This is a genomic window from Mycolicibacterium setense, assembly GCF_000805385.1.
GTDB classification, from domain to species: Bacteria; Actinomycetota; Actinomycetes; order Mycobacteriales; family Mycobacteriaceae; genus Mycobacterium; species Mycobacterium setense.
The window spans coordinates 241,979-263,644 of sequence record NZ_JTJW01000006.1; the positions used below are offsets into that span (position 1 = coordinate 241,979).

Genomic DNA, 21,666 nt, shown 5'->3' on the forward strand with positions numbered 1-21,666 from the left:
CCTTACCGTATGGACGACAGTTTAGCCGGACGCGACGGCCTCAGGCCAGGCCATCAGCACATTCGTCCCTCAGCAGCAGCGCGCGCCCGGATTGGCCTCCGTGTTGCGGTGCCGCATCTTCCAGTAATCCCGCTCGGACAGCACCGGCTCGCCCGGGTGGGTGCGTTCGCGGTGTGCGACGTAGCGGCGATAGTGGTTGTCGCCCATCAATGTTGACCAGTACCACCCGATGTGGCGTGCGGCCTGGCGTGTGCTCCGGGCAAGGCGTCCCACTGCTTCTGCACCTCCTTCTCGGCCGGTGAGGCGATCAATCCTGACGGTGCGAACATGCGCGATGGGACTTCCTCGTCGACTGCCAGCGGCCGGCCGGCCCCTCGCAGCGCCTGTAGAGCCATCACCACGCCCGCGATGAACACGATCAGCACCAGCACCGCGAAGACCACCGACAGGGTGCCCTGGATGAAGGTGTTGCGGATGACCGCGTCGATCTGATCGGGGTTCTTCGCCGCGCCGAACGTCGACTTTCCGGCCTCCTGCGCCGCGACGTACTGCGAATGCTGCTTCCAGTAACCGACTTTCGGATCGGCGGAGAAGATCTTCTGCCACGATGCCGTCATCGTCACCGTGAGATCCCACAGCAATGGAAGCCCCGGAATCCAGGCCCACTTCACCAATCCGCGCTTGATCACCACCACCGTGACCACGGTCAGCGCGATCGCCGCCAGGAGCTGGTTGGCGATGCCGAACAGCGGGAACAACGTGTTGATGCCGCCCAGCGGGTCGGTGACGCCCATCAGCAGAATCGAACCCCACGCGGCGACCACGATGAGGCTGCAGGCCCAGGCGCCCACTCGCCAGCTGGGATTCTGCAGCTTCTTCAGCGGGCCACCGAGATTGCCCAGGCCATCCGACAGCATGAACCGCGCGACCCGGGTACCGGCGTCGACCGTGGTGAGGATGAACAACGCCTCGAACATGATCGCGAAGTGGTACCAGAAGGCCTTCAGGCTTTCCCCGCCGAACACCTGGTGCAGCACCTCGGACATGCCGAAGGCCAGAGTCGGCGCACCGCCGGTGCGCGACACGACGGAATTCTCACCCACGCCCTCGGCCGCGGCGGTGATCTCCTGCGCGGTGATCGGCTGACCGGACAGGCCAAGGCCATTGACATAGTCGGCCGCGGTCTGGGCTGTCGTACCGGTGGAAGCGGTCGGTGCATTGATCGCGAAATACAGGTGCTGGTTGAGGATGGCCGCGGTGATCAGGGCCATGATCGCGACGAACGACTCGGTGAGCATGCCGCCGTAGCCGATCAGCCGCATCTGGCTTTCCTTCTCCAGCAGCTTCGGCGTGGTGCCCGAGGAGATCAGCGCGTGAAAGCCCGACAGTGCACCGCAGGCGATGGTGATGAACAAGAACGGGAACAACGAGCCGGCGAACACCGGGCCGGTACCGCTGGCGGCGAACTGCGAGATCGCGGGCGCCTGCATGACCGGCCGGGCGATCAGGATGCCGACGGCCAACAGCGCGATGGTCCCGACCTTCATGAACGTGGACAGATAGTCACGCGGGGCCAACAGGAACCAGACCGGCAGTACCGAGGCGGCCAGGCCGTAGATGATGATGCACCAGGACAGCGTGACCTTCGAGAGCGTGAACCAGTCGGCACCCCAGGATGTTTCGGCCACCCATCCGCCGGAGATCACCGCGAGCAGCAGCAGCGCGACGCCGATCAGCGACACTTCCGACACCCGGCCGGGCCGGAAGAACCGCAGGTACAGGCCCATGAAGATGGCGATCGGGATCGTCATCGCGATCGAGAACACGCCCCAGGGGCTTTCCGCCAGCGCGTTGACCACGACCAGGGCCAGCACCGCCAGCAGGATCACCATGATGACCAGCACGCCGACGATCGCCGCGACACCGCCGACCACGCCGAGCTCGTCGCGCGCCATCTGCCCGAGCGAGCGGCCGCGGCGACGGACGGAGATGGACAACACCAGGTAGTCCTGGACGCAGCCGGCCACCACGGCGCCGATGATGATCCAGATCGTTCCCGGCAGATAGCCCATCTGCATGGCCAGCACCGGGCCGACCAGCGGACCGGCGCCGGCGATCGCGGCGAAGTGATGACCGAACAGCACCCGCCGGTCGGTCGGCATGTAATCCGTGCCGTTGTCGAAAAGCTCTGCCGGCGTGGCATTGTCGTCACGCGGCCGGACGATCTTCATCTCGATCAGCCGGGCGTAGAACCGGAAGCCGATGACATAGGTGCAGATCGCGGCGATCACGAACCAGACCGCGTTGACCGTCTCCCCGCGGAAGAACGCGATCACCGCCCAGGCGATCGCGCCCAGTACGGCGACGGTGGCGAAGATCGCCTTGTGCTTGGCGCCGATCGGAGAGCGGTCGACGATCGCCACCGGCGGGAGGTCCTTGTCGGTGCGGATATAGGTGATGTCGCCGTCGTGCTCCTCGATGCGATCCGCCGGTGGGGCATCCGGTGTTGCCACGGTCTCTCCTTGCTTGCCCAGTGTCGTGCGCGTCGCCTGAATCCTTCCATCGCGCCAAACCGCGTGGCATCGAATCCCGGTTTCCGCACCCTAACCAGGAAACCGAGGACAGGTCAGGTGAGGAATGCGCGCACGGTATCGATCGTGTCCGCTTCGTCGGGAGTCTTGTCGTCGCGGTAGCGCAGCACTCGGGCGAACCGCAGGGCGACCCCACCGGGGTACCGGCTCGACCGCTGGACGCCGTCGAAGGCGATCTCGACGACCTGCTCCGGCCGGACCGTGACCACCCAGCCGTCGTCGCCGACCTGCAGTTCCCGGAAGCGCTCGGTCTGCCACGCCAGCATCGCATCGGTCATGCCCTTGAACGTCTTGCCCAGCATCACGTATCCGCCGGTGTCCGGATCTCTGGCCCCCAGATGAATGTTGGAGAGCTTGCCGGTGCGTCGCCCCGAGCCGCGTTCGACGGCAAGCACGACGAGATCGAGCGTGTGCACGGGCTTGACCTTGAGCCAGCCGGCACCGCGGCGGCCCGCTTCATACGGGGCCGCCGGCGACTTCGCCATCACGCCCTCATGGCCGGCGGCCAGGGTACGGTCCAGAAACTCTTGCGCGACCGCGGTATCCGAGGTGACGACGCGATCGACGCGCCGGTCGTGCGGGACCAGTGCGTCGAGTGCGGCCAGCCGCTGATCGGTGGGCAGATCGAGCAGGTCCCGGCCATCGACGTGCAGCAGATCGAAGAAGAACACCGACAACGGTTCGAGGTCGTTCGGGGTCTTGCGGCCGAACCTGGCGGCGGTGACCTGAAAGGGGTGCGGGCGGTTGTCCGGGCGCAGCGCGATGGCCTCGGCGTAGGCGATCAGATCGGTGGCCGGCAGGGCCAGCGTCGCCGCGACCACCTCGGGCAACCGGATGGTGACATCGTCGAGGCTGCGCGTGAACACCGACACCTCCGATCCCTTGCGATGGATCTGTACCCGGGCGCCATCGAGCTTTGCCTCCAAAATTACTGTGCCGCCCAGCCGTTCGAGCGCATCCTCCACCGCGGTCGCCGTCTGCGCGAGCATCGGGCCGACCGGGCGGCCGACCTGCAGCTGGAACTCCGCCAGGGCTTCGCGGCCGCCGGTGGCCGCCGCGGCGGCAACGGCGGGCAGATCACCCGCGAGCATCGCGGCGCGCCGTACCTCGGCGGCGGGTATGCCGGAGGCACGGGCCACCGCGTCGGCCATCACCCCGGCCAGGGCGCCCTGGCGTAGCTCGCCGCCGAGGAGCCGCCGTAGGAAGGTCTGCTCGGTTTCCGTGGCTGTCGCGAAAAGGCCCCGCACCAACTCGGCACGCTGAGCCTGCGAGCCCTTGCCCGCGGTGTTCTTGATCTCGCTGAACGCCGCGTCGACGCCGGTGACGGTCAAGGAGGGGATCTCGGCCGGCGGCGGTAGTGAGCGCAGCGCCGCCCACCCGACACCGATCTGGCGTTGGGGGAGCTCCCCGGACAGCCAGGACACCGTGACCGCCACGGTGCGGGCGTCTGCCTCCGCGGCGGCCACGGCCAGCACGGCCGCGATGCGGTCGATCTTTGTCAGGCGCGCGGATGTACCCGCGATGTCGGCAGATGCGGCGGCGACGTCGGCGAGCAACACGTGATCAGCGTGCCACGAGGCTCAGACAACCTCCGGCGTTTGGTTGAGCACCTGCGTCAGCACGGCGGCCTGCGACTGCAGATCCGACGCTCGTTCATGGTGCCCGTTGGCGATGTATTCGTCTGCCGCCGTGAGCCGTTCATCGACCTCGGCCTGAATGAGGCCGCGAATCTCGCGATCGCTGAGCACCCGGCGGGCGACCTCGGTCGAGCCCACGCCCGACACCGCGCCTGCGATCGGTCCGCCGGTGCGGGTATCGGTCTGATCGGGCGCCGGTGTCTCGGCATTGTCGATGGCACTCAACGCCGACCGGATCGCGGTGACGCCGGTGGTGTCACGGGATTTGCGCGCCGACAGCAGCGTCTCGCGGAGTCGGTCGCGCCAGCGCTGGGCAGGTGTCATGGCAGGCGAACCTAATCGGGTCGTGGGCCGGCGTCGAGGGATTTACGCACGGTGGCGGTGCAACGGAGATCGGCGCGGGCATCCGGAGAGAACCCGAAAGGCTTACGGGAAGGGTTGATGAGATAGGTTGCATTACGATTTCGGTCATTTTTGGAAAGGAAGCTAGATGGAGATCGAAGGCAAGAAGGCCATCGTCGTCGGCGGCGCGTCGGGCTTCGGCCGGGCCACCGCGGAGGCATTGGCCAAGCGTGGAGCGAGCGTGGCCGTGCTGGACCGGCCGCAATCCAAGGGGCAGGAAGTGGCCGACGCGATCGGCGGCTCGTTCTTCCCCGTCGACGTCACCGACTTCGACGGCACCGAGAAGGTGCTGGAAGAGGCGGTCACCGCCCTGGGGGGCCTGCACATCATCGTGACCACCGCAGGTGGGGGTATCGGTGAGCGCACCATCAAGAAGGACGGCCCGCACAGCCTGGACTCGTTCCGCTCCACCATCGACCTCAACCTGATCGGCACGTTCAACATCAGCCGGCTCGCCGCCTGGCACATGAGCAAGAACGAGCCCGTCGATGCCGAGGCCGAGGAGCGCGGCGTCATCATCAACACCGCCTCCATCGCGGCGTTCGAGGGCCAGATCGGGCAGGTCGCCTACACCGCGTCCAAGGCCGCCATCGCCGGCATGTGCCTGACCATGGCGCGCGACCTGGGCAGCCTCGGCATTCGCGTGCTGGCCATCGCGCCGAGCCTGTTCGCCACCGGCCTGACCGAGGGCATCCCCGACGAGTTCGCCGCGGTGCTCACCAAGGACGCCGCCTTCCCCAAGCGCCTGGGCAAGCCGGAGGAGTACGCCAAGCTCGCGGTCGCGATCGCCGAGAACCCGATGCTCAACGGGCAGTGCCTGCGTTTGGACGCCGGTCAGCGCTTCGCCCCCAAGTAGAGTGAATTCCGGCGTGATCGAGGACGCCCAGCGTCACCGATCACGCCGGAATCGCATACCGGGGAGGCGCAATGGCGACCATCGCAGACCAGGTCATCTCCGCACTGACACTGAGCGGGGTGCGACGGGTCTACGGCCTGCCCGGCGACAGTCTCAACGGCTTCACCGACGCCATCCGCCGCAGCGGTGACATCGCCTGGGAACACGTCCGGCACGAGGAGACCGCTGCCTTCGCCGCGGCCGCCGATGCCGCGCTGACCGGGCAATTGGCCGTATGCGCGGGTAGTTGCGGTCCAGGCAATCTGCACCTGATCAACGGGCTGTTCGACGCCAACCGCAGCCGCGTCCCGGTGCTGGCCATCGCCGCCCACATTCCGCGGACCGAAATCGGGTCGGAGTACTTCCAGGAAACCCACCCGCAGGACCTGTTTCGCGAGTGCAGCGTGTACTGCGAGCTCGTCAGCACCCCCGAGATGCTGCCGCGAATCCTCGCGATGGCCATGCGTGCCGCGATCGAGGACAGCGGCGTCGCCGTCGTCGTCATCCCCGGCGAGATCTTCCTGCAACGCGCCGGGGGCACCGATTGGACGTCGCGCCCGGTGCGGCCCACCCGATCGATCGCGCGTCCGGACGATGAGGCGGTGCGCCGGGCTGCCGACATCCTCAACAACGCCGAGCGCGTCACGATCCTGGGTGGTGCCGGCGTGGCCGGATCGCACGACGCCCTGATCGAACTGGCGTCCACCCTGCAAGCCCCGATCGTCCATGCGTTGCGGGGCAAGGAATTCATCGAGTACGACAACCCGTTCGATGTCGGGATGACGGGACTCCTCGGTTTCGCCTCGGGTTACAAGGCCATCAAAGAAGCCGACACCCTGCTGATGCTGGGCACCGACTTTCCGTATCAGCAGTTCTATCCCGAGGGTGCCACCGTCATCCAGGTCGACATCCGCGGCCGCAACCTCGGCCGCCGCACGCCGATTGATCTCGGCCTGCGCGGCAGCGTCAGAGACACCTTGGCCGCCCTGCAGCCGCTGCTGCGACCCAAGAGCAACCGGGACCACCTGGACCGGTCACTACGCCACTACCGCAAGACCCGCGCCACGCTGGACTCACTGGCGGTCAACGACCGGGACAAGACCCCGATCCGCCCGGAATATGTTGCCGCGCTGGCCAACCGGCTCGCCACCGACGACGCGGTGTTCACCTGCGATGTCGGGTCCCCTGTGGTGTGGGCGGCCCGATACCTGACCATGAACGGCCGGCGCAGGCTCATCGGATCGTTCAACCACGGCACCATGGCCAACGCACTGCCGCACGCGATCGGCGCGCAGACCGTGTTCCCCGACCGGCAGGTGATCGCACTTGCCGGCGACGGAGGCCTGACCATGCTCTTCGGTGAGCTGGTCACGCTGATCCAGAACGGGCTGCCGGTCAAGCTGATCGTGTTCAACAACTCGTCGCTGAATTTCGTCGAACTCGAGATGAAGGCCGCGGGCATCGTCACGTTCGGCACCGACCTGGTCAATCCGGACTTCGCCGCCGTGGCCCGGTCCATGGGCATCTTCGGAAGGCGGGTCACCGAACCGGCAGACCTCGAAGGCGCCATTGCCGACGCCTTCGCGCACGACGGCCCCGCCCTCGTCGACGTCGTCACCGCCCGCCAGGAACTGTCGATACCGCCGGCCATCACCGTCGAACAGGCCAAGGGCTTCTCGCTCTATGCGATCCGCACCATCCTGGCCGGGCGCGGCGACGAACTGCTGGACCTGGTCACCACCAACGTCGCCCGCCGCATCCTGGACTGACCGCTCAGGCCGGCCGCGGAATCGCGGCGGCGGGGCTCTGGCCCAGCCATCTGGGGATGGCGCGGCGCACCTCGCTGGGTCCCGAGAGCGCGACACTGCCGTCGAGCACGGCCCGGGCCCAGCCGGCATCGCCGCGCCAGATCTCGATCAGCGTGCGCAGGTGGGCCTGCACCGTGCCGGCAACCTCGTAGCCGGGATCGAAATCGCAGACATCGGCCTGTCCGTCACTGACCGTCAGCCACCATCTCGACGCCTTGGGCGCGACGCCGTCGAGGACGAACGCGATCGTGGTGCGTGCGCGCGGCCAGTCATCGATCGGGATAGTGCGCCGCATGTCCCACATCAACAGGTGCGGATCGAGATCCTGCTCGCCGAGTTCACCGATCCACCGCACACCCCACGCGCCGAGCGCGGTCACCACGCCGGCCAGCTCCTGACCGCACGGGGTGAGGGAATAGGTTGCACGGCCGTCGGTCTCGTTGCGTTCGACAACACCGGCGCGGGTCAGGGACTTCAGCCGTTTGGACAACAGTGCCGGCGACATCTTGGGCACGCCGCGCCGCAGATCGTTGAAGTGGGTGCTGCCCAGTAGCAGTTCCCGGACCACCAGCATGGTCCAGCGCTCATCGAGCAGTTCCATGGCCTTGGCCATCGGACAGAACTGGCCGTATGTCGACATCGGCGGTCTACCTCCCCGGGAAGTGCGCAGTGTCATAAGTACACCGCTGTCGGGGCTCCGAAGCCAGTACAGATCCAGAAGCGGGCCCACTACAGATCTGGTACTGGATCGGCCGCACCGTGCGGGATGACGATGAAACCGACCTGCGAAGGGAGCTGCCATGAACGTCACGACAACCGACCGTGAGCTCGAGGCCAAACACCGGGCGTTGTGGGCGCTGGGAGACTACGCGGCGATCGCCGCGAACATCGTGCGCCCGCTGGGGCCTGTCCTGGTCGAAGCGAGCGGCATCGGCCCTGGTGACCGCGTGCTGGACGTGGCGGCCGGGACCGGCAACGCCGCCATTCCCGCCGCTGCGACCGGTGCGCAGGTGACCGCCAGCGACCTGTGCCCGGAACTCCTCGAACAGGGGCGGCGGCTGAGCGCGGAGGCCGGCGTGACAATCGACTGGGCCGAGGCCAACGCCGAGGCGTTGCCCTATGACGACGATTCCTTCGACACGGTGCTGTCCTGCATCGGGGTGATGTTCGCGCCGCACCACCAGCGGGCCGCCGACGAACTGCTCAGGGTGACCCGTCCGGGCGGGCGGATCGGCCTGATCGCGTGGACGCCGGAGGGATTCATCGGGCAGCTGTTCGCCACCATGAAACCGTATGTGCCCGCGCCGCCGCCCGGGGTGTCCCCGCCGCCGCGCTGGGGCGACGAGGAGTACCTGCGTACCCTGCTGGGCGATCGGGTCGGCGAGTTGACCTGTGAGCGGCGGGAACTGGCCGTCGACGCCTACGCCGACGGAGCCGCGTTCCGCGACCATTTCAAGGCGAACTACGGCCCCACGATCTCGGCCTACCGGGCCATTGCCGCCGACGCCGAACGGGTTGTGGCACTGGACGCCGAGATCGCCGCGCTGGGCGACCGGTTCCTCACCGGCTCCACGATGCCGTGGGAATACCTGTTGACAGTGGCGAACGTGCGCTGATCCGGAAGGGCAGCTGGCACCATGGCTTCATGCCCGACGATGTCCAGGAATTGCCGACCCTCAGTGCCACCGATCAGGACGCCATTGCGCGTTGGTTGCAGGCAGAGCGAATCGGCACGACCCTGACCGACGTCGCACCGTTGACCGGCGGCACCCAGAACATCGTGGTGGGCATGTGCGTCGACGGCCGACGAATGGTGTTGCGCCGCCCGCCATTACACCCGCGGCCGACCAGTGACAAGACCATGCTGCGGGAGATCGCGGTGCTGCGCACGTTGGCCGGCTCTTCCGTGCCGCACCCGGGGTTCATCGCCGCCTGCACCGATCTCGACGTCATCGGCGTGGTGTTCTACCTCATGGAGGAGGTCGACGGATTCAACCCGGGTACCGAGGTGAGCCCGGCGTATGAGGCCTCGGCCGACCTGCGGCACCGCGTCGGCTTGTCGTACGCCGGCAGCCTGGCCGAACTCGGCAACGTCGCCTGGGAGAACAGCGAACTGGCGGCCATCCGTCGACCGGGATCGTTTCTGGCCCGCCAGGTTCCGCAATTTCTGGGGCTGCTGGACAGCTACCGGCACGAGCACTATTCACCCGACACGTTGACCGGGGTGCGAGAGTTGGCGCAGTGGTTGGAGGACACCCGGCCGGCAGATGCAGAGCCGGGAATCATGCACGGCGATGCGCACCTGAACAACGTGCTGCTGCGCCGGGACACCCCCGAGCTGGCCGCGTTCATCGACTGGGAGATGTGCACGGTCGGTGACCCGCTGCTCGATCTCGGGTGGATGCTGGTGTGCTGGCCCGATGATCCCAACCCCATCAACGCGGGATCGGCCCTGGCGGCCCTGGGCGGCCTGGCCCACCGCAGTGAGCTGGTCGAGGCCTACCGGTCTGCCGGGGGCAGGCAGACCGGGCAACTGGACTGGTATGTGGCGCTGGCCTGCTTCAAGCTCGGCATCGTCATCGAAGGCACCTGGTCGCGGTATCTGGCCGGGCGGGCCAGCCGCGAAGCCGGGGAGCAGCTGCACGCCTCGGCGGAGAACCTCATCGCGCTGGGGGCGCGGGTGGCCAAGGGCGACAACCCCTTCGGCTGATCTCAGTACGTGTCGAGCGCGAGCTTGACGGCAAGGGCCACGCCCGCTGCGCCGATCAGGAACCGCAGCGGGGCGGCGGGGGCACGACGCACGATCATCGGCCCGAGGCGTGAGCCGATCAGGCAGCCGGCACCCAACGGGATGACGGCCGGCCAGTACACCGGGGCGACCACGATGAACGCCACCGCCGCAACCGAATTGGCGACGCCGAGGATCACGTTCTTGGAAGCGTTGGCATGCGCGAGCGTCGCACCGCCGGTCCGTAGCAGCAGCGCCAGCAGCAGCACCCCGGCCGCAGCACCGAAATAACCGCCGTAGATGGTGATCAGGAAGATGGCCCCGGCCTCCATGGTGACCTTGATCCGATGCGCGCGATGATCGGCCACCCGCGTCGGCTCCGGGCGGCTACGAGGCAGCAGGATCGCCACCGATGCGAAGGCCAGCAGCAGCGGGACCACCTTCTCGAAGCCCTCGGCCGGCGTGCACAACAGCAGCGCCGCGCCGAGTGCCCCGCCGGCCACCGCGACCGGGATGATCCGTTTGATCCAGGCGCTCTGCCCGGCGAGCTCGGGCCGCGACCCCAACACCGAGCCGATGCCGTTGAACACCAGCGCCACGGTGTTGGTCACGTTCGCGGTGACCGGAGGCAAGCCGATCAGCAGCAGCGCGGGATAGGTGGCCACCGAGGCCAGGCCGGCGATACTGCCGGTGAGCCCGCCGGCGATCCCGGCCAGGACGAGCAAGACGACGTCGCCGATGCTCATGCGGTTTTCACGCCGCCGAGAATACGGAGCGAAAGTGTTTGCATGACCGCCCGGGCTGCGTCTAGCATCGCCAACGTGCCAAGGCGACTTGTAGTAGCAACCCGCAGCGGGGTCTGATCAGACCGACCCCTCGCTGTGGGTCGTTCGCTACTTCGTCGGTCACTTTCCTCTAACCAGAGAAGACCGGCACATGCACATCGCTTCATCAGCCCAGCAATCGGACATGGCACCGACGTTCGCGGCCCATTTCTCCAACCCTCTGCCGCGCGGCCTGCGAGAGGCCGGCGAGGCCGCCTCCTGGGAACAGTTCCTGGCCGAATACGCGACCGGCCCGGGTGCGTTGAAACTGGGTCAGTGGACCTGCACCGACACTGAGCGTTCAGCGGGCAGGTTGGGCCCGCAGGCGCGGCACTACCAGGCCACGCTGGCCTTGGGCGACACCATCAGTACGTTGACCGTGGCCGCGAGCGGACCCGTCGCCGCGCTGACCGAGATGCTCTACGCGCGCGGGATCCCGGTTGAAACCCGGTCGTTTCACCAGCTGCCCACCGGCGATCGGACCGCGACTTTCATCGAAGGCAGCGACGGCGTGCACAGCGAGTGGGCCATGGGCCTGGCCGATGATCCGGAGCAGTCGGCGCTGCATGCGGTGATCGCGTGCGCCAATCGGCTGCTGGCTGCCTGACCCCGGCCTGACAGCGCCGAGTGGCCAGTTGTGCCACGCAAATTCCAAGCAAGCGTGTAACAACTGGCCACTGGACCGCCAAATCAGCGCAGCGGGCGCAGCACGATCGGCATGCCGTCGATCGGCACCGGCATGCCGCCGTAGTCGTAGCTCGGCTTGTAGTCCGGGCTGGCGAGTTCCAGCTTGTAGCGGCGCAGCAGCCGGTGCATCACGGTCTTGATCTCCAGCTGGCCGAACACCATGCCGATGCACTTGTGCGCGCCACCGCCGAACGGCGCGAACGCGTAGCGGTGCTTCTTGTGTTCGCTGCGCGGCTCGGCGAAGCGATCCGGGTCGAACTTGTCCGGATCGGTCCACAGTTCGGGCAGGCGGTGGTTGATCGACGGCCACGTCACCACGCTCGTCCCGGCCGGGATGAAGTGGCCCAGCAGGTCGGTGTCGCGCACCGCCTGGCGGAAGTTGAACGGCAGCGGCGTCATCATCCGCAGCGACTCGTTGATCACCAGGTCGTAGGTTTCCAGCTTGTCCAGCGACTCGAAGTCCAGGGGTCCGTCGCCGATCCGGGCGGAGTCGTCGCGCAGCCGTTCCTGCCACTCCGGATTGGCCGCCAGGTGGTAGCACATCGTCGTCATCGTCGAAGTCGACGTGTCGTGTGCGGCCATCATCAAGAAGATCATGTGGCTGATGATCTGATCATCGGTGAAGGACTGCCCGTCCTCGTCGGCGGTATGACACAGCACGCTGAACATGTCGGTGCTCTCCGACTGCCGCTTCTCGGCGATGCGGCTGGCGAAGTACTCCTCGAGGGTCTTGCGGGCCTGGATGCCCCGCCACCACTTCAGCGGCGGCACCGGGGTCCGCACGATCGCGTTGCCGGCCCGAGTGGTGGTGGTGAACGCGTTGTTGACGGTGGTGACCAGGGCCCGGTCGGTGCCGGCCGGTACACCCATGAACACCTCGGAGGCGATGTCGAGCGTGAGTTCCTTCATCGCCGGGTGCAGAAGGAAGCGCGGGTCGTCGGCCACCCAGTCGTCGGCCAGCACGGCCGAGGCCACCGAATCGATATGGGAGATGTAGCCGCTCAGCCGCGTCCGGGTGAACGCCTCCTGCATGATCCGGCGGTGGAACATGTGCTCGTCGAAGTCGAGCAGCATCAGGCCGCCCTCGAAGAAGGGTCCGATCACCGGATCCCAGGCACGCTGCGAGAAGTCCTTGTTGCGGTTGGAGAACACCGCCTGGGTGGCGTCGGGGCCCAGCGCCATCACCGACGACAACGCGGGGGACTGGGCGTAGTAGATCGGACCGTGCTTGCGGTAGAGCTCCAAAATGAAGTCCGGACCGCCGCGGAAGATCTCGATCATGTGGCCGATGATCGGCAAACCGGAGTCGCCGCTGATCGGCTTGAGTCCACTGCCGGCCGGGGGCTCGGCGAACACGAACTGGTCCCACTGCTTGGCCTTGAGGCGCTTTTCCAGCGCGCCCATGCCCGGCAGGGTGTTGGGTGTCGGGGTGAACCGGCGCTTGGCCTGATCGAGCAGGTAGTGCGGGGTGCTGATGGTTGCCATGGGCCGCTCCTGACCATAAAAGGCTGACGAAGTGTGGTCGATGTCACCACTTGAGGCCATCCTGACTGTCAGACTTGACGCATGTCAAGTTTTGAAGTGGCGCGTCGTGGATGCAAAGGTCTAATGCCATGACCGCCGAATCGATACCCGGGAGCAGCAATGGCTCCGCCGGGCGTCCACAGGCCCGTCGCAGCCGGGGCGACCGGCAACGCGAGGCCATCGTGGCGGCCGTGCGGGACCTGCTCGAGGAGCAGTCGTTCGCCGATCTGTCGGTGAGCACCATCAGCGAACGCGCCGGGGTGGCCCGCTCGGGCTTCTACTTCTACTTCGACTCGAAGTACGCGGTGCTGGCCGTGATCGTGTCCGACGTGATGGAACAACTTGCCGCGTTGACGCACAACTACGCGCCTCGGGATTCCGGCGAGACACCAGCGGCCTTCGCCAAACGGATGGTCGGCAGCGCTGCCACCGTCTTCGCCACCAACGACCCGATCATGTCGGCCTGCACCGTCGCGCAGAACACCGACGCCCAGATCCGGGAAATCATGAACGACTACGAGGACGCCGTCATCGGCCAGATCGTCGGCCTCGTCGAGCAGGACGAGGGTGCCCGCCCGATCTCCGACGATCTGCCGGCGCTGGTGCGCACCCTGGTCGCGACGACGGCGATGACGCTGGCGCACGACTCGGCATTCGTCGGGCGTGGCACCGATCCGGCACGTGCGCTCGACATCGTCGAGCGGCTGTGGCTCAACGCACTGTGGGGTGGCCAAGAGGCCGAGCGTCACAGGTAAGGTTCACCGGCATGGGGAGCGATACCGCTGGTAACGGTCGGGCGACGCGTCGCGCGGACTTCCAGGGAAAAAGGTGTCTGATCACGGGTGCGGCCAGTGGCATCGGCCGGGCCACGGCGCTGGCGCTGGCGCGTCGGGGTGCCGAACTCTATCTGACCGACCGCGACGAAGTGGGGTTGGCGCAGACCGTCGCCGACGCCAGGGCGCTGGGCGCCCAGGTGCCCGCCCACCGGGCCCTGGACATCTCTGATTACGACCAGGTGGCAGCCTTCGCCGCGGACGTCCATGCCGCGCACTCGTCGATGGACGTGGTGATGAACATCGCCGGGATATCGGCGTGGGGGACCGTCGACCAACTCACCCATCAGCACTGGCGCTCGATGATCGACGTCAACCTGATGGGCCCGATCCACGTGATCGAGACTTTCCTGCCGCCGATGGTGCAGGCACGCCGCGGCGGGCACCTGGTGAACGTCTCCTCGGCCGCCGGCATTGTCGCGTTGCCCTGGCACAGTGCCTACAGCGCCAGCAAGTACGGGCTGCGCGGGCTGAGCGAGGTGCTGCGGTTCGACTTGGCGCGACACCGCATCGGGGTCTCGGTCGTGGTGCCGGGCGCGGTGAAAACCGGTCTGGTGCAGACGGTTCAGATCGCGGGCGTGGACCGCGAGGATCCGAACGTGCAGAAGTGGGTGGACCGCTTCGCCGGCCACGCCATCTCACCGGAGAAGGCCGCCGAAAAGATCCTGGCCGGCATGGCGCGCAACCGCTTCCTGATCTACACCTCGGCCGACATCCGCGCCCTGTACGCCTTCAAACGCGTGGCGTGGTGGCCCTACAGCGTGGCGATGCGCCAGGTCAACGTTCTATTCAGCCGGGCGCTGCGGCCGAAGAGCGTGCAGCGCTAGCGCTTTCCCCAATGCCAGGACGGTGTGTTGAGCATGCCGAACCCGGTCACCTTCGTTTCCCCCCACTCTTTGTAGAGCTCCACCTCGATCGCGGTGCTCCGCTCTTCGTCGGCGGCGGGTGTGGTTTCCAGGAAGTCGAGCAGCGCACGGGAGTGCGTCACGACCACCACCTGGGTCTGTTTCGCGGCAGTCTTGATGAGCGAGGCCAACGGCCGGACCAGGTCGGGGTGCAACGACGTCTCCGGCTCGTTGAGCACCATCAGCGATGGTGGCCGAGGGCTGGCCAGCGCCGTCGCCCACAACAGGAAACGCAGTGTGCCGTCGGACAATTCGGCGGCGCGCAACGGTCGTAGCATGCCGCGCTGGCGCAGCTGCAGATCGAACAGGCCATCGTTGACCGAGACCGAGATGGTGGCCCCGTCGAACGCCTCGGCCACCGCTCGGGCCAGATCGTCGAAGGTCGTTTCGACGATCGTCTGAACTGCCGCGGCCAGATCTGAGCCGTCGTCGGAGAGCACCGGGGTGCGGGTGCCGACGTGGGGTTGGCGGGCCGGCGCTCCGGCGTCGACCCGGAACCCGTCGTAGAACCGCCAGTCACGCAGCCGGTCGGAGACGGCCGACAGTTCCGGCAGCGCGTCCGGGTGGGCGTATTCGGCGAGCACGCTGCGGTAGGACGGCAATGAGCGGGTCAGCTCATCGAAGCCGCGGCCCGATTGCGCGGCGACCTCGGCGTACTCGCGGGTGCGGCTCACCAGCGTCGAGGCCGGGCGCAGCACCGGCCCGGCGAACACCACCTCGCGTTTGATCTCGGGATCCTGGGCGAAGGCCGACGGCTCGCCACCAGAGCCGGCCATCTGTGGCAGCCCCAGATCCACCAGATAACCGAAATCGTCTGCGGCGAAGCCGAGTTCGAGGGATACCGGACGGGTTCGGACGGTGCCCTGGGTCTGTGCGTTCGGTTGTTCGGGCCCCGCCCACAAGACGGACTGCAGGCCGCCCTCGCGGGCGAGCGATCCGATCACCTGACCCCGTCCGCAGTCGGCCAGCAGCCGCAGTGCGCGGTAGATGGACGACTTGCCGCTGCCGTTGGCACCGGTGACCACCGTGAGTTCGGCCAACGGCAGGATCACCTCCCGCAGCGAGCGGTAGCCCCGAACCGCGATGGTCTGCAACATGGGGTCGAGGTTATTGGTCGGCGGGGACAATCGGGTCGGTGACAGTCGGGCCGGTGGGAACCTCGTCCATCGCCAACTCCAGCCGAACGCCCAGCAGCCGGATCGGTCGGTCCGGCTCGAACTGACCGAACACCGCGAGCGCGGTGTCGGTGATGACATCGACGTCAGTGCTCGGCGCGGCGAGCTTCCGGATCTTGGTACGGGTATAGAACGTCGCCGTGCGTACGGTGACCGCCACTCGGGTGACGATGCGGCCCTGCTCGACCACCTCGTCCAGGGTCCGCCGGGTCAGGTCGCGGATCGCGTCCTCCATCTCATCGCGGTCGGTGAGGTCCCGGGGGAACGTGATGACGTGACTGCGTGACCGCGGAACCCATGGCTCGGAGCTGACCTCTGTATCGCCGCCGCCCTTGGCCAGCAACAGGATCCACAGCCCGGTGCTGGGCCCGAAGGTCGAGGTGAGGACCGTGGCGTCGGTCGACGCAAGGTCGGCGACGGTGGTAATACCCAGCGCGGCAAGCTTTTTGGTGGTCTTGGGTCCGACACCCCACAGCGCATCGGTCGGACGGTCGCCCATCACCGACATCCAGTTGGCCTCGGTGAGCACGTAGACACCGGCGGGTTTGGCCAGCCCCGTCGCCACCTTGGCGCGCTGTTTGTTGTCGCTGATCCCGACCGAGCACGACAACCCGGTCTCGGCGGCGATCACGGTGCGGATGCGCTCGGCCAACTCGACGGGATCGTTGACCTCGGCGCCCAGATAGGCCTCGTCCCAGCCCCAGACCTCCAGTGGGTGGCCGAGATCGCGCAGCAGACCCATCACCTGTTCTGATGCCGCGTCGTACGCCTCCGGATCCGACGGCAGGAAGGTGGCGTCGGGACATTTGCGCGCCGCCGTGCGCAACGGCATGCCGGCGTGCACCCCGAACTCGCGGGCCTGATACGACGCGCAGGTGACCACCTTGCGGGGCTCGGTGGGATCTCCACTGCCGCCGACGATGACGGGCAGGCCCTCAAGTTCGGGATGGCGGCGCAACTCCACCGAGGCCAGGAACTGGTCGAGGTCTACATGCAGCACCCAGGCGGTCATCGCACTAATGGCCACACAACTTGCGGGCAGTGTCCTGCCAGGCGGTGACCATGTCGTCGAGACTGCGGCCGAGGGAGAGTTGATATGCCAGGTAGTCAGCGTCGAGCAGCGCGATCAGGGCATCGGCCTGCGCGTCGAGGTCGCCTGTGGTGCCCGCGGTTTCGAGCAACATCCGGACGTGGGTGCGGTGCAGGGTGAACGGCCCGGTGTAGCGCAGCGCGGGGTCGCGGATGGCATCGGACAGGAGCGCCTGATGGCAGTGCACGAACCGGAGTCGATCCGCCCCGTAGGCCAGCAGCCGTTCCAGTGGAGGCGCGCCGGGGCCCAGCGGGGGCGGGCCGAACATGAAGGCGTTCTGTTCGGCGGTCTCGTCCTCGTCGAGCAGCACCATCATCAGCCCCGCGCGGCTGCCGAACCTGCGGAACACCGTTCCCTTCCCGACGCCCGCTGCGATCGCGATATCGTCGGTACTGACCGCGTCGGGCCCGCGTTCGGCAATGAGTCGCCGTGCGGCGTCGAGGATCAGTGCGCGGTTGCGGGCGGCATCGACACGCCCTGGGCCACGTTCCTGTGGCACCGGGTCGATGCCCGCGAGCCGGGGCGGGCGGTCGGTGGCTGCCACAACTGCACTTTAACTCAGCCGGAATTAATCGGACCACAGTCCGGTTGATTGTTGCGAAGATCGGGCGAAGCGAACAAGGAGACTGAAACATGGCCGATATCAAGGTGCTGGTGTTGATCGGAAGCTTGCGTGCGGCATCCATCAACCGGCAGCTCGCCGAGCTCGCGGTGGAGCAGGCGCCTGACGGGGTGGAATTGCGGATCTTCGACCGGCTCGGAGAGCTGCCCTTCTATAACGAGGACATTGATGGGGACGGCGTGGCCGAGCCTGTGGTCGCGCTACGGGCAGCAGCCGCCGAGGCCGACGCGACGCTCGTCGTCACTCCCGAATACAACGGCAGCATCCCGGGCGTATTGAAGAACGCCATCGACTGGCTGTCCCGGCCGTGGGGCAACGGCGCGCTCAAGGACAAGCCGCTCGCGGTGGTCGGCGCCGCGCTCGGTCAGTACGGCGGCGTGTGGGCGCACGACGAGACCCGCAAGTCGTTCGGTATCGCCGGACCGCGTGTGGTCGAGGATCTCAAGCTCTCGGTGCCGTCCAAGTCGCTCGACGGCAAGCATCCGAGAGAGAACGCAGAGGTCGCTCAAGCGCTCCGCGACATTGTGGGCAAGCTCACAGTTGAGGTCGGCTGAGGGTTCGTCTTGGCGTTTTGCCGTTGGCGACGCTTTCGGGCAAAATTCCTGCCGCCGGTTGGGTCCTGGGACCCGGCCGGCGGCTTTGCTATTGAGGGACCGGCGGCTGTATGTGAGGCCACCTTGTCGGTGGCTGGTGGTACATCTAGGGGTGCGGCGCGACACGGTCTGTCAAGTTGGGCGCGACACGCCGTCGGCGTGGTTGCTGGCAAGCTTACGACCTGGGAATTTCAGAAATGTTATTCAGAACATGTTGTATGACTTCGAACTGTCGGCCACTAGGTGTAGTGTCTGTGAGACCGACAGGCCACCACAGTTCGGGAGCCGGCCGGAGCGCAGCGAATCCGGCCGAGTCGGTTTCAAGACCAGCCGGAGAGCGGCTTCGACCGGCAGGAATTTTGGCGGCCCGAAGGTCGCTGAACTTAAGCGAAACGTAAGACCCGATCAGTTGCCAGTCACCTGTCTAGTTTTTTCACTTTCCGCAAGAGGAGCCGTACCGAAGATGACCGTCACCGTGTACACCAAGCCCGCATGCGTGCAGTGCAACGCCACCTACAAGGCGTTGGAGAAGCAGGGCATCGAATTCGAGAAGGTCGACATCACCCTTGACAGCGAGGCCCGTGACTACGTCATGGCGCTCGGCTACCTGCAGGCCCCCGTTGTGGTGGCCGGCAACGAGCACTGGTCGGGCTTCCGGCCGGATCGGATCAAGGCACTCAGCACAGTCGCGGCCAGCGCGTAACGGAAGGTCATCAACGGGGGAGGACGGAGAACACGATGAGTCATCTCGTCTACTTCTCCAGTGTCTCGGAGAACACCCACCGCTTCGTCGAGAAGCTGAAGTGGCCCGAAGACCGAGTCACCCGGATCCCGCTGCACGGCCGCATCGAGGTGCACGAACCCTACGTTCTGATCCTGCCCACCTACGGCGGCGGCCGTGCCACCCCGGACATCGACAACGGCGGCTATGTGCCCAAGCAGGTCATCGCTTTTCTGAACAATGAACACAATCGGTCGTTGATCCGCGGCGTCATCGCCGCGGGCAACAACAACTTCGGTGCGGAGTTCGCGTACGCGGGCAATGTGGTCTCGCGCAAATGCGGTGTGCCGTACCTCTATCGCTTCGAACTCATGGGAACCCCGGACGATGTCGAAGCTGTCCGCGCGGGGTTGAAAGACTTTTGGAAGGACCAGACGTGCCACCAACCGTCACAGCTGCAGAGCCTGTAACCAACGCCGGGCACGCTCTGCCTGGAGAGACTGATTACCACGCGCTCAACGCGATGCTGAATTTGTACGATGCCGACGGCAAGATTCAGTTCGACAAAGATGTGCGGGCCGCGCGGGAGTACTTCCTGCAGCACGTCAACCAGAACACGGTGTTCTTCCACAGCCAGGACGAGAAGCTCGACTACCTGGTCGAGAAGGAGTACTACGAGCGCGAGGTGCTCGACCAGTACAGCCGCAACTTCGTCAAGAGCCTGCTGGATCGGGCCTACGCCAAGAAGTTCCGGTTCCCGACGTTCCTTGGTGCGTTCAAGTACTACACCTCCTACACGCTCAAGACCTTCGACGGAAAGCGCTATCTGGAGCGCTTCGAAGATCGCGTCGTGATGGTGGCGCTGACCTTGGCCGCCGGCGACACGGTGCTGGCCGAGAAACTCGTCGACGAGATCATCGACGGCCGCTTCCAGCCGGCCACCCCCACGTTCCTCAACTCGGGCAAGAAACAGCGCGGCGAGCCGGTCAGCTGCTTCCTGCTGCGCATCGAGGACAACATGGAGTCCATCGGGCGCTCGATCAACTCGGCGCTGCAGCTGTCCAAGCGCGGCGGCGGAGTCGCCTTGCTGCTCACCAACATTCGTGAGCACGGCGCCCCGATCAAGAACATCGAGAACCAGAGCTCGGGCGTCATCCCGATCATGAAGCTGCTGGAGGACTCGTTCTCCTACGCCAACCAGCTCGGCGCCCGCCAAGGTGCCGGTGCGGTGTACCTGCACGCTCACCATCCCGACATCTACCGGTTCCTCGACACCAAGCGCGAGAACGCCGACGAGAAGATCCGGATCAAGACGCTGAGCCTCGGCGTGGTGATCCCGGACATCACCTTCGAGCTGGCCAAGAATAACGAGGACATGTACCTCTTCTCGCCGTACGACGTCGAGAAGGTCTACGGCGTGCCGTTCGCCGACATCTCGGTGACCGAGAAGTACTACGAGATGGTCGACGACGCGCGGATTCGCAAGACCAAGATCAAGGCGCGCGAGTTCTTCCAGACGCTGGCCGAGCTGCAGTTCGAGTCGGGCTACCCGTACATCATGTACGAGGACACCGTGAATCGGGCCAATCCGATCGCCGGCAAGATCACCCACTCCAACCTGTGCTCGGAGATCCTGCAGGTCTCCACCGCCTCGGAGTTCAACGACGACCTGTCCTATTCCAAGGTGGGCAAGGACATCTCGTGCAACCTCGGGTCGATGAACATCGCCAAGACGATGGATTCCCCGGATTTCGCGCAATCCATCGAGGTGGCCATCCGGGCACTGACCGCGGTGAGCGATCAGACGCACATCTGGTCGGTGCCCTCGATCGAGCAGGGCAACAACACCTCGCATGCGATCGGCCTCGGGCAGATGAACCTGCACGGTTACCTGGCCCGCGAGCGGATCCACTACGGCTCCGAAGAGGGCATCGACTTCACCAATATCTACTTCTACACCGTGCTGTTCCACGCCCTGCGGGCGTCGAATCTCATTGCGATCGAACGAGGTACGAGCTTCGGCGGGTTCGAGGACTCCAAGTACGCCTCCGGTGAGTTCTTCGACAAGTACACCGAGCAGGCGTGGGAGCCGGCCACCGACAAGGTCCGACAGATCTTCGCCGACGCCGAGATCCACATCCCGACGCAGGACGACTGGAAGCAGTTGAAGGAGTCGGTGCAGAAGCACGGCATCTACAACCAGAACCTGCAGGCCGTTCCGCCGACCGGTTCGATCTCATACATCAACCACTCGACGTCCTCGATTCACCCGGTGGCATCGAAGATCGAGATCCGCAAGGAAGGCAAGATCGGTCGCGTCTATTACCCGGCGCCGTACCTGACCAACGACAACCTGGAGTACTACCAGGATGCATATGAGATCGGGTACGAGAAGATCATCGACACTTACGCCGCGGCGACTCAGCATGTGGATCAAGGTCTTTCGCTGACACTGTTCTTCAAGGACACCGCCACCACCCGCGACGTCAACCGGGCGCAGATCTACGCCTGGCGCAAGGGCATCAAGACGCTGTACTACATCCGGTTGCGGCAGATGGCGCTGGAGGGGACCGAGGTCGAAGGTTGCGTCAGCTGCATGCTGTGACGCACGACTAGCGCGCTCCGAATGGC

Annotated in this window: 21 protein-coding genes; 11 read left to right on the forward strand and 10 right to left on the reverse strand. The window is 66.2% G+C overall.

The genetic code is table 11. The features are described from left to right. Window positions 1-69: 69 nt before the first annotated feature. From QQ25_RS30160 to QQ25_RS11810, 4 genes are all read right to left on the reverse strand, one after another. On the reverse strand, window positions 70-207 hold the full coding sequence (locus tag QQ25_RS30160) for a CstA-like transporter-associated (seleno)protein (RefSeq protein ID WP_216615863.1): 138 nt from the start codon (window positions 205-207) through the stop codon (window positions 70-72). Then, window positions 207-2,513 carry a carbon starvation CstA family protein gene (locus QQ25_RS11800; RefSeq protein ID WP_039318168.1) on the reverse strand — a complete coding sequence of 769 codons (2,307 nt, stop codon included), beginning with the start codon at window positions 2,511-2,513 and terminating at the stop codon, window positions 207-209. Before QQ25_RS11800 ends, QQ25_RS30160 begins: the two co-directional genes overlap by 1 nt. Before the next feature lie 113 nt (window positions 2,514-2,626). Further along, window positions 2,627-4,150, reverse strand: coding sequence for an ATP-dependent DNA ligase (locus tag QQ25_RS11805; protein WP_039378876.1), 1,524 nt, complete (start codon window positions 4,148-4,150; stop codon window positions 2,627-2,629). 21 nt (window positions 4,151-4,171) lie between these two features. Next, window positions 4,172-4,552 carry a GatB/YqeY domain-containing protein gene (locus QQ25_RS11810; RefSeq protein WP_039378877.1) on the reverse strand — a complete coding sequence of 127 codons (381 nt, stop codon included), beginning with the start codon at window positions 4,550-4,552 and terminating at the stop codon, window positions 4,172-4,174. 166 nt (window positions 4,553-4,718) lie between these two features. Between QQ25_RS11810 and QQ25_RS11815 the strand changes: the two genes are divergently transcribed. Together QQ25_RS11815 and poxB are read left to right on the forward strand one after the other, a co-directional pair. Then, window positions 4,719-5,486: an SDR family NAD(P)-dependent oxidoreductase gene (locus QQ25_RS11815; RefSeq protein ID WP_039318176.1), complete on the forward strand. Its 768-nt coding sequence runs from the start codon at window positions 4,719-4,721 to the stop codon at window positions 5,484-5,486. 71 nt (window positions 5,487-5,557) lie between these two features. Then, the gene (poxB, locus tag QQ25_RS11820; RefSeq protein ID WP_039378879.1) at window positions 5,558-7,294 is read left to right on the forward strand and encodes a ubiquinone-dependent pyruvate dehydrogenase; all 1,737 of its coding nucleotides are present in this window, start codon (window positions 5,558-5,560) and stop codon (window positions 7,292-7,294) included. Between the two features lie 4 nt (window positions 7,295-7,298). Here poxB and QQ25_RS11825 read toward each other — a convergent pair whose 3' ends face one another. Then, window positions 7,299-7,973, reverse strand: a complete 675-nt coding sequence (locus tag QQ25_RS11825) for a winged helix-turn-helix transcriptional regulator (protein ID WP_039378880.1) — start codon at window positions 7,971-7,973, stop codon at window positions 7,299-7,301. Between the two features lie 160 nt (window positions 7,974-8,133). Here QQ25_RS11825 and QQ25_RS11830 point away from each other — a divergent pair, with 160 nt between their 5' ends. After that, window positions 8,134-8,949 carry a class I SAM-dependent methyltransferase gene (locus tag QQ25_RS11830; RefSeq protein WP_039378883.1) on the forward strand — a complete coding sequence of 272 codons (816 nt, stop codon included), beginning with the start codon at window positions 8,134-8,136 and terminating at the stop codon, window positions 8,947-8,949. Window positions 8,950-8,978: 29 nt separating this feature from the next. After that, window positions 8,979-10,043, forward strand: coding sequence for a phosphotransferase family protein (locus tag QQ25_RS11835; RefSeq protein ID WP_039378884.1), 1,065 nt, complete (start codon window positions 8,979-8,981; stop codon window positions 10,041-10,043). Window positions 10,044-10,045: 2 nt separating this feature from the next. Here QQ25_RS11835 and QQ25_RS11840 read toward each other — a convergent pair whose 3' ends face one another. Then, the gene (locus QQ25_RS11840; protein ID WP_039318186.1) at window positions 10,046-10,807 is read right to left on the reverse strand and encodes a sulfite exporter TauE/SafE family protein; all 762 of its coding nucleotides are present in this window, start codon (window positions 10,805-10,807) and stop codon (window positions 10,046-10,048) included. A gap of 223 nt (window positions 10,808-11,030) precedes the next feature. Between QQ25_RS11840 and QQ25_RS11845 the strand changes: the two genes are divergently transcribed. Next, the gene (locus QQ25_RS11845) at window positions 11,031-11,492 is read left to right on the forward strand and encodes a 2-isopropylmalate synthase (protein WP_082017563.1); all 462 of its coding nucleotides are present in this window, start codon (window positions 11,031-11,033) and stop codon (window positions 11,490-11,492) included. Window positions 11,493-11,575: 83 nt separating this feature from the next. On the opposite strand, the gene QQ25_RS11850 is transcribed toward QQ25_RS11845, so the two are convergent. Beyond that, window positions 11,576-13,057, reverse strand: coding sequence for a cytochrome P450 (locus QQ25_RS11850; RefSeq protein ID WP_039318190.1), 1,482 nt, complete (start codon window positions 13,055-13,057; stop codon window positions 11,576-11,578). Window positions 13,058-13,185: 128 nt separating this feature from the next. Between QQ25_RS11850 and QQ25_RS11855 the strand changes: the two genes are divergently transcribed. Together QQ25_RS11855 and QQ25_RS11860 are read left to right on the forward strand one after the other, a co-directional pair. After that, entirely contained in the window at window positions 13,186-13,851 is a 666-nt protein-coding gene (locus tag QQ25_RS11855) for a TetR/AcrR family transcriptional regulator (protein ID WP_039318192.1), read from the forward strand. 11 nt (window positions 13,852-13,862) lie between these two features. After that, the gene (locus tag QQ25_RS11860; RefSeq protein WP_039318193.1) at window positions 13,863-14,756 is read left to right on the forward strand and encodes an SDR family oxidoreductase; all 894 of its coding nucleotides are present in this window, start codon (window positions 13,863-13,865) and stop codon (window positions 14,754-14,756) included. Here the strand turns inward: QQ25_RS11860 and QQ25_RS11865 are convergent. The 3 genes from QQ25_RS11865 to QQ25_RS11875 are packed head-to-tail and all read right to left on the reverse strand — an operon-like array spanning window position 14,753 to window position 17,643. Continuing rightward, on the reverse strand, window positions 14,753-15,931 hold the full coding sequence (locus tag QQ25_RS11865; protein ID WP_039378888.1) for an AAA family ATPase: 1,179 nt from the start codon (window positions 15,929-15,931) through the stop codon (window positions 14,753-14,755). The genes QQ25_RS11860 and QQ25_RS11865 overlap by 4 nt on opposite strands. A gap of 10 nt (window positions 15,932-15,941) precedes the next feature. Then, on the reverse strand, window positions 15,942-17,021 hold the full coding sequence (locus tag QQ25_RS11870) for a DNA polymerase IV (RefSeq protein ID WP_039318196.1): 1,080 nt from the start codon (window positions 17,019-17,021) through the stop codon (window positions 15,942-15,944). 4 nt (window positions 17,022-17,025) lie between these two features. Next, complete coding sequence (locus QQ25_RS11875; RefSeq protein ID WP_039378890.1) at window positions 17,026-17,643, reverse strand: TetR/AcrR family transcriptional regulator; 618 nt, start codon at window positions 17,641-17,643, stop codon at window positions 17,026-17,028. Between the two features lie 89 nt (window positions 17,644-17,732). On the opposite strand from QQ25_RS11875, the gene QQ25_RS11880 reads away from it, so the two are divergent. The 4 genes from QQ25_RS11880 (at window position 17,733) to nrdE (ending at window position 21,640) form a co-directional block, all read left to right on the forward strand. After that, window positions 17,733-18,275, forward strand: coding sequence for an NAD(P)H-dependent oxidoreductase (locus QQ25_RS11880; RefSeq protein WP_039378891.1), 543 nt, complete (start codon window positions 17,733-17,735; stop codon window positions 18,273-18,275). A gap of 502 nt (window positions 18,276-18,777) precedes the next feature. Beyond that, a complete protein-coding gene (locus QQ25_RS11885; RefSeq protein ID WP_029111492.1) occupies window positions 18,778-19,017 on the forward strand; it encodes a redoxin NrdH in 240 nt (79 codons plus the stop codon). Between the two features lie 35 nt (window positions 19,018-19,052). Next, a complete protein-coding gene (nrdI, locus tag QQ25_RS11890; RefSeq protein WP_039318207.1) occupies window positions 19,053-19,505 on the forward strand; it encodes a class Ib ribonucleoside-diphosphate reductase assembly flavoprotein NrdI in 453 nt (150 codons plus the stop codon). After that, window positions 19,472-21,640, forward strand: a complete 2,169-nt coding sequence (gene nrdE / locus QQ25_RS11895) for a class 1b ribonucleoside-diphosphate reductase subunit alpha (RefSeq protein WP_082017510.1) — start codon at window positions 19,472-19,474, stop codon at window positions 21,638-21,640. The genes nrdI and nrdE overlap by 34 nt, the downstream gene beginning before the upstream one ends. Window positions 21,641-21,666: the final 26 nt, after the last annotated feature.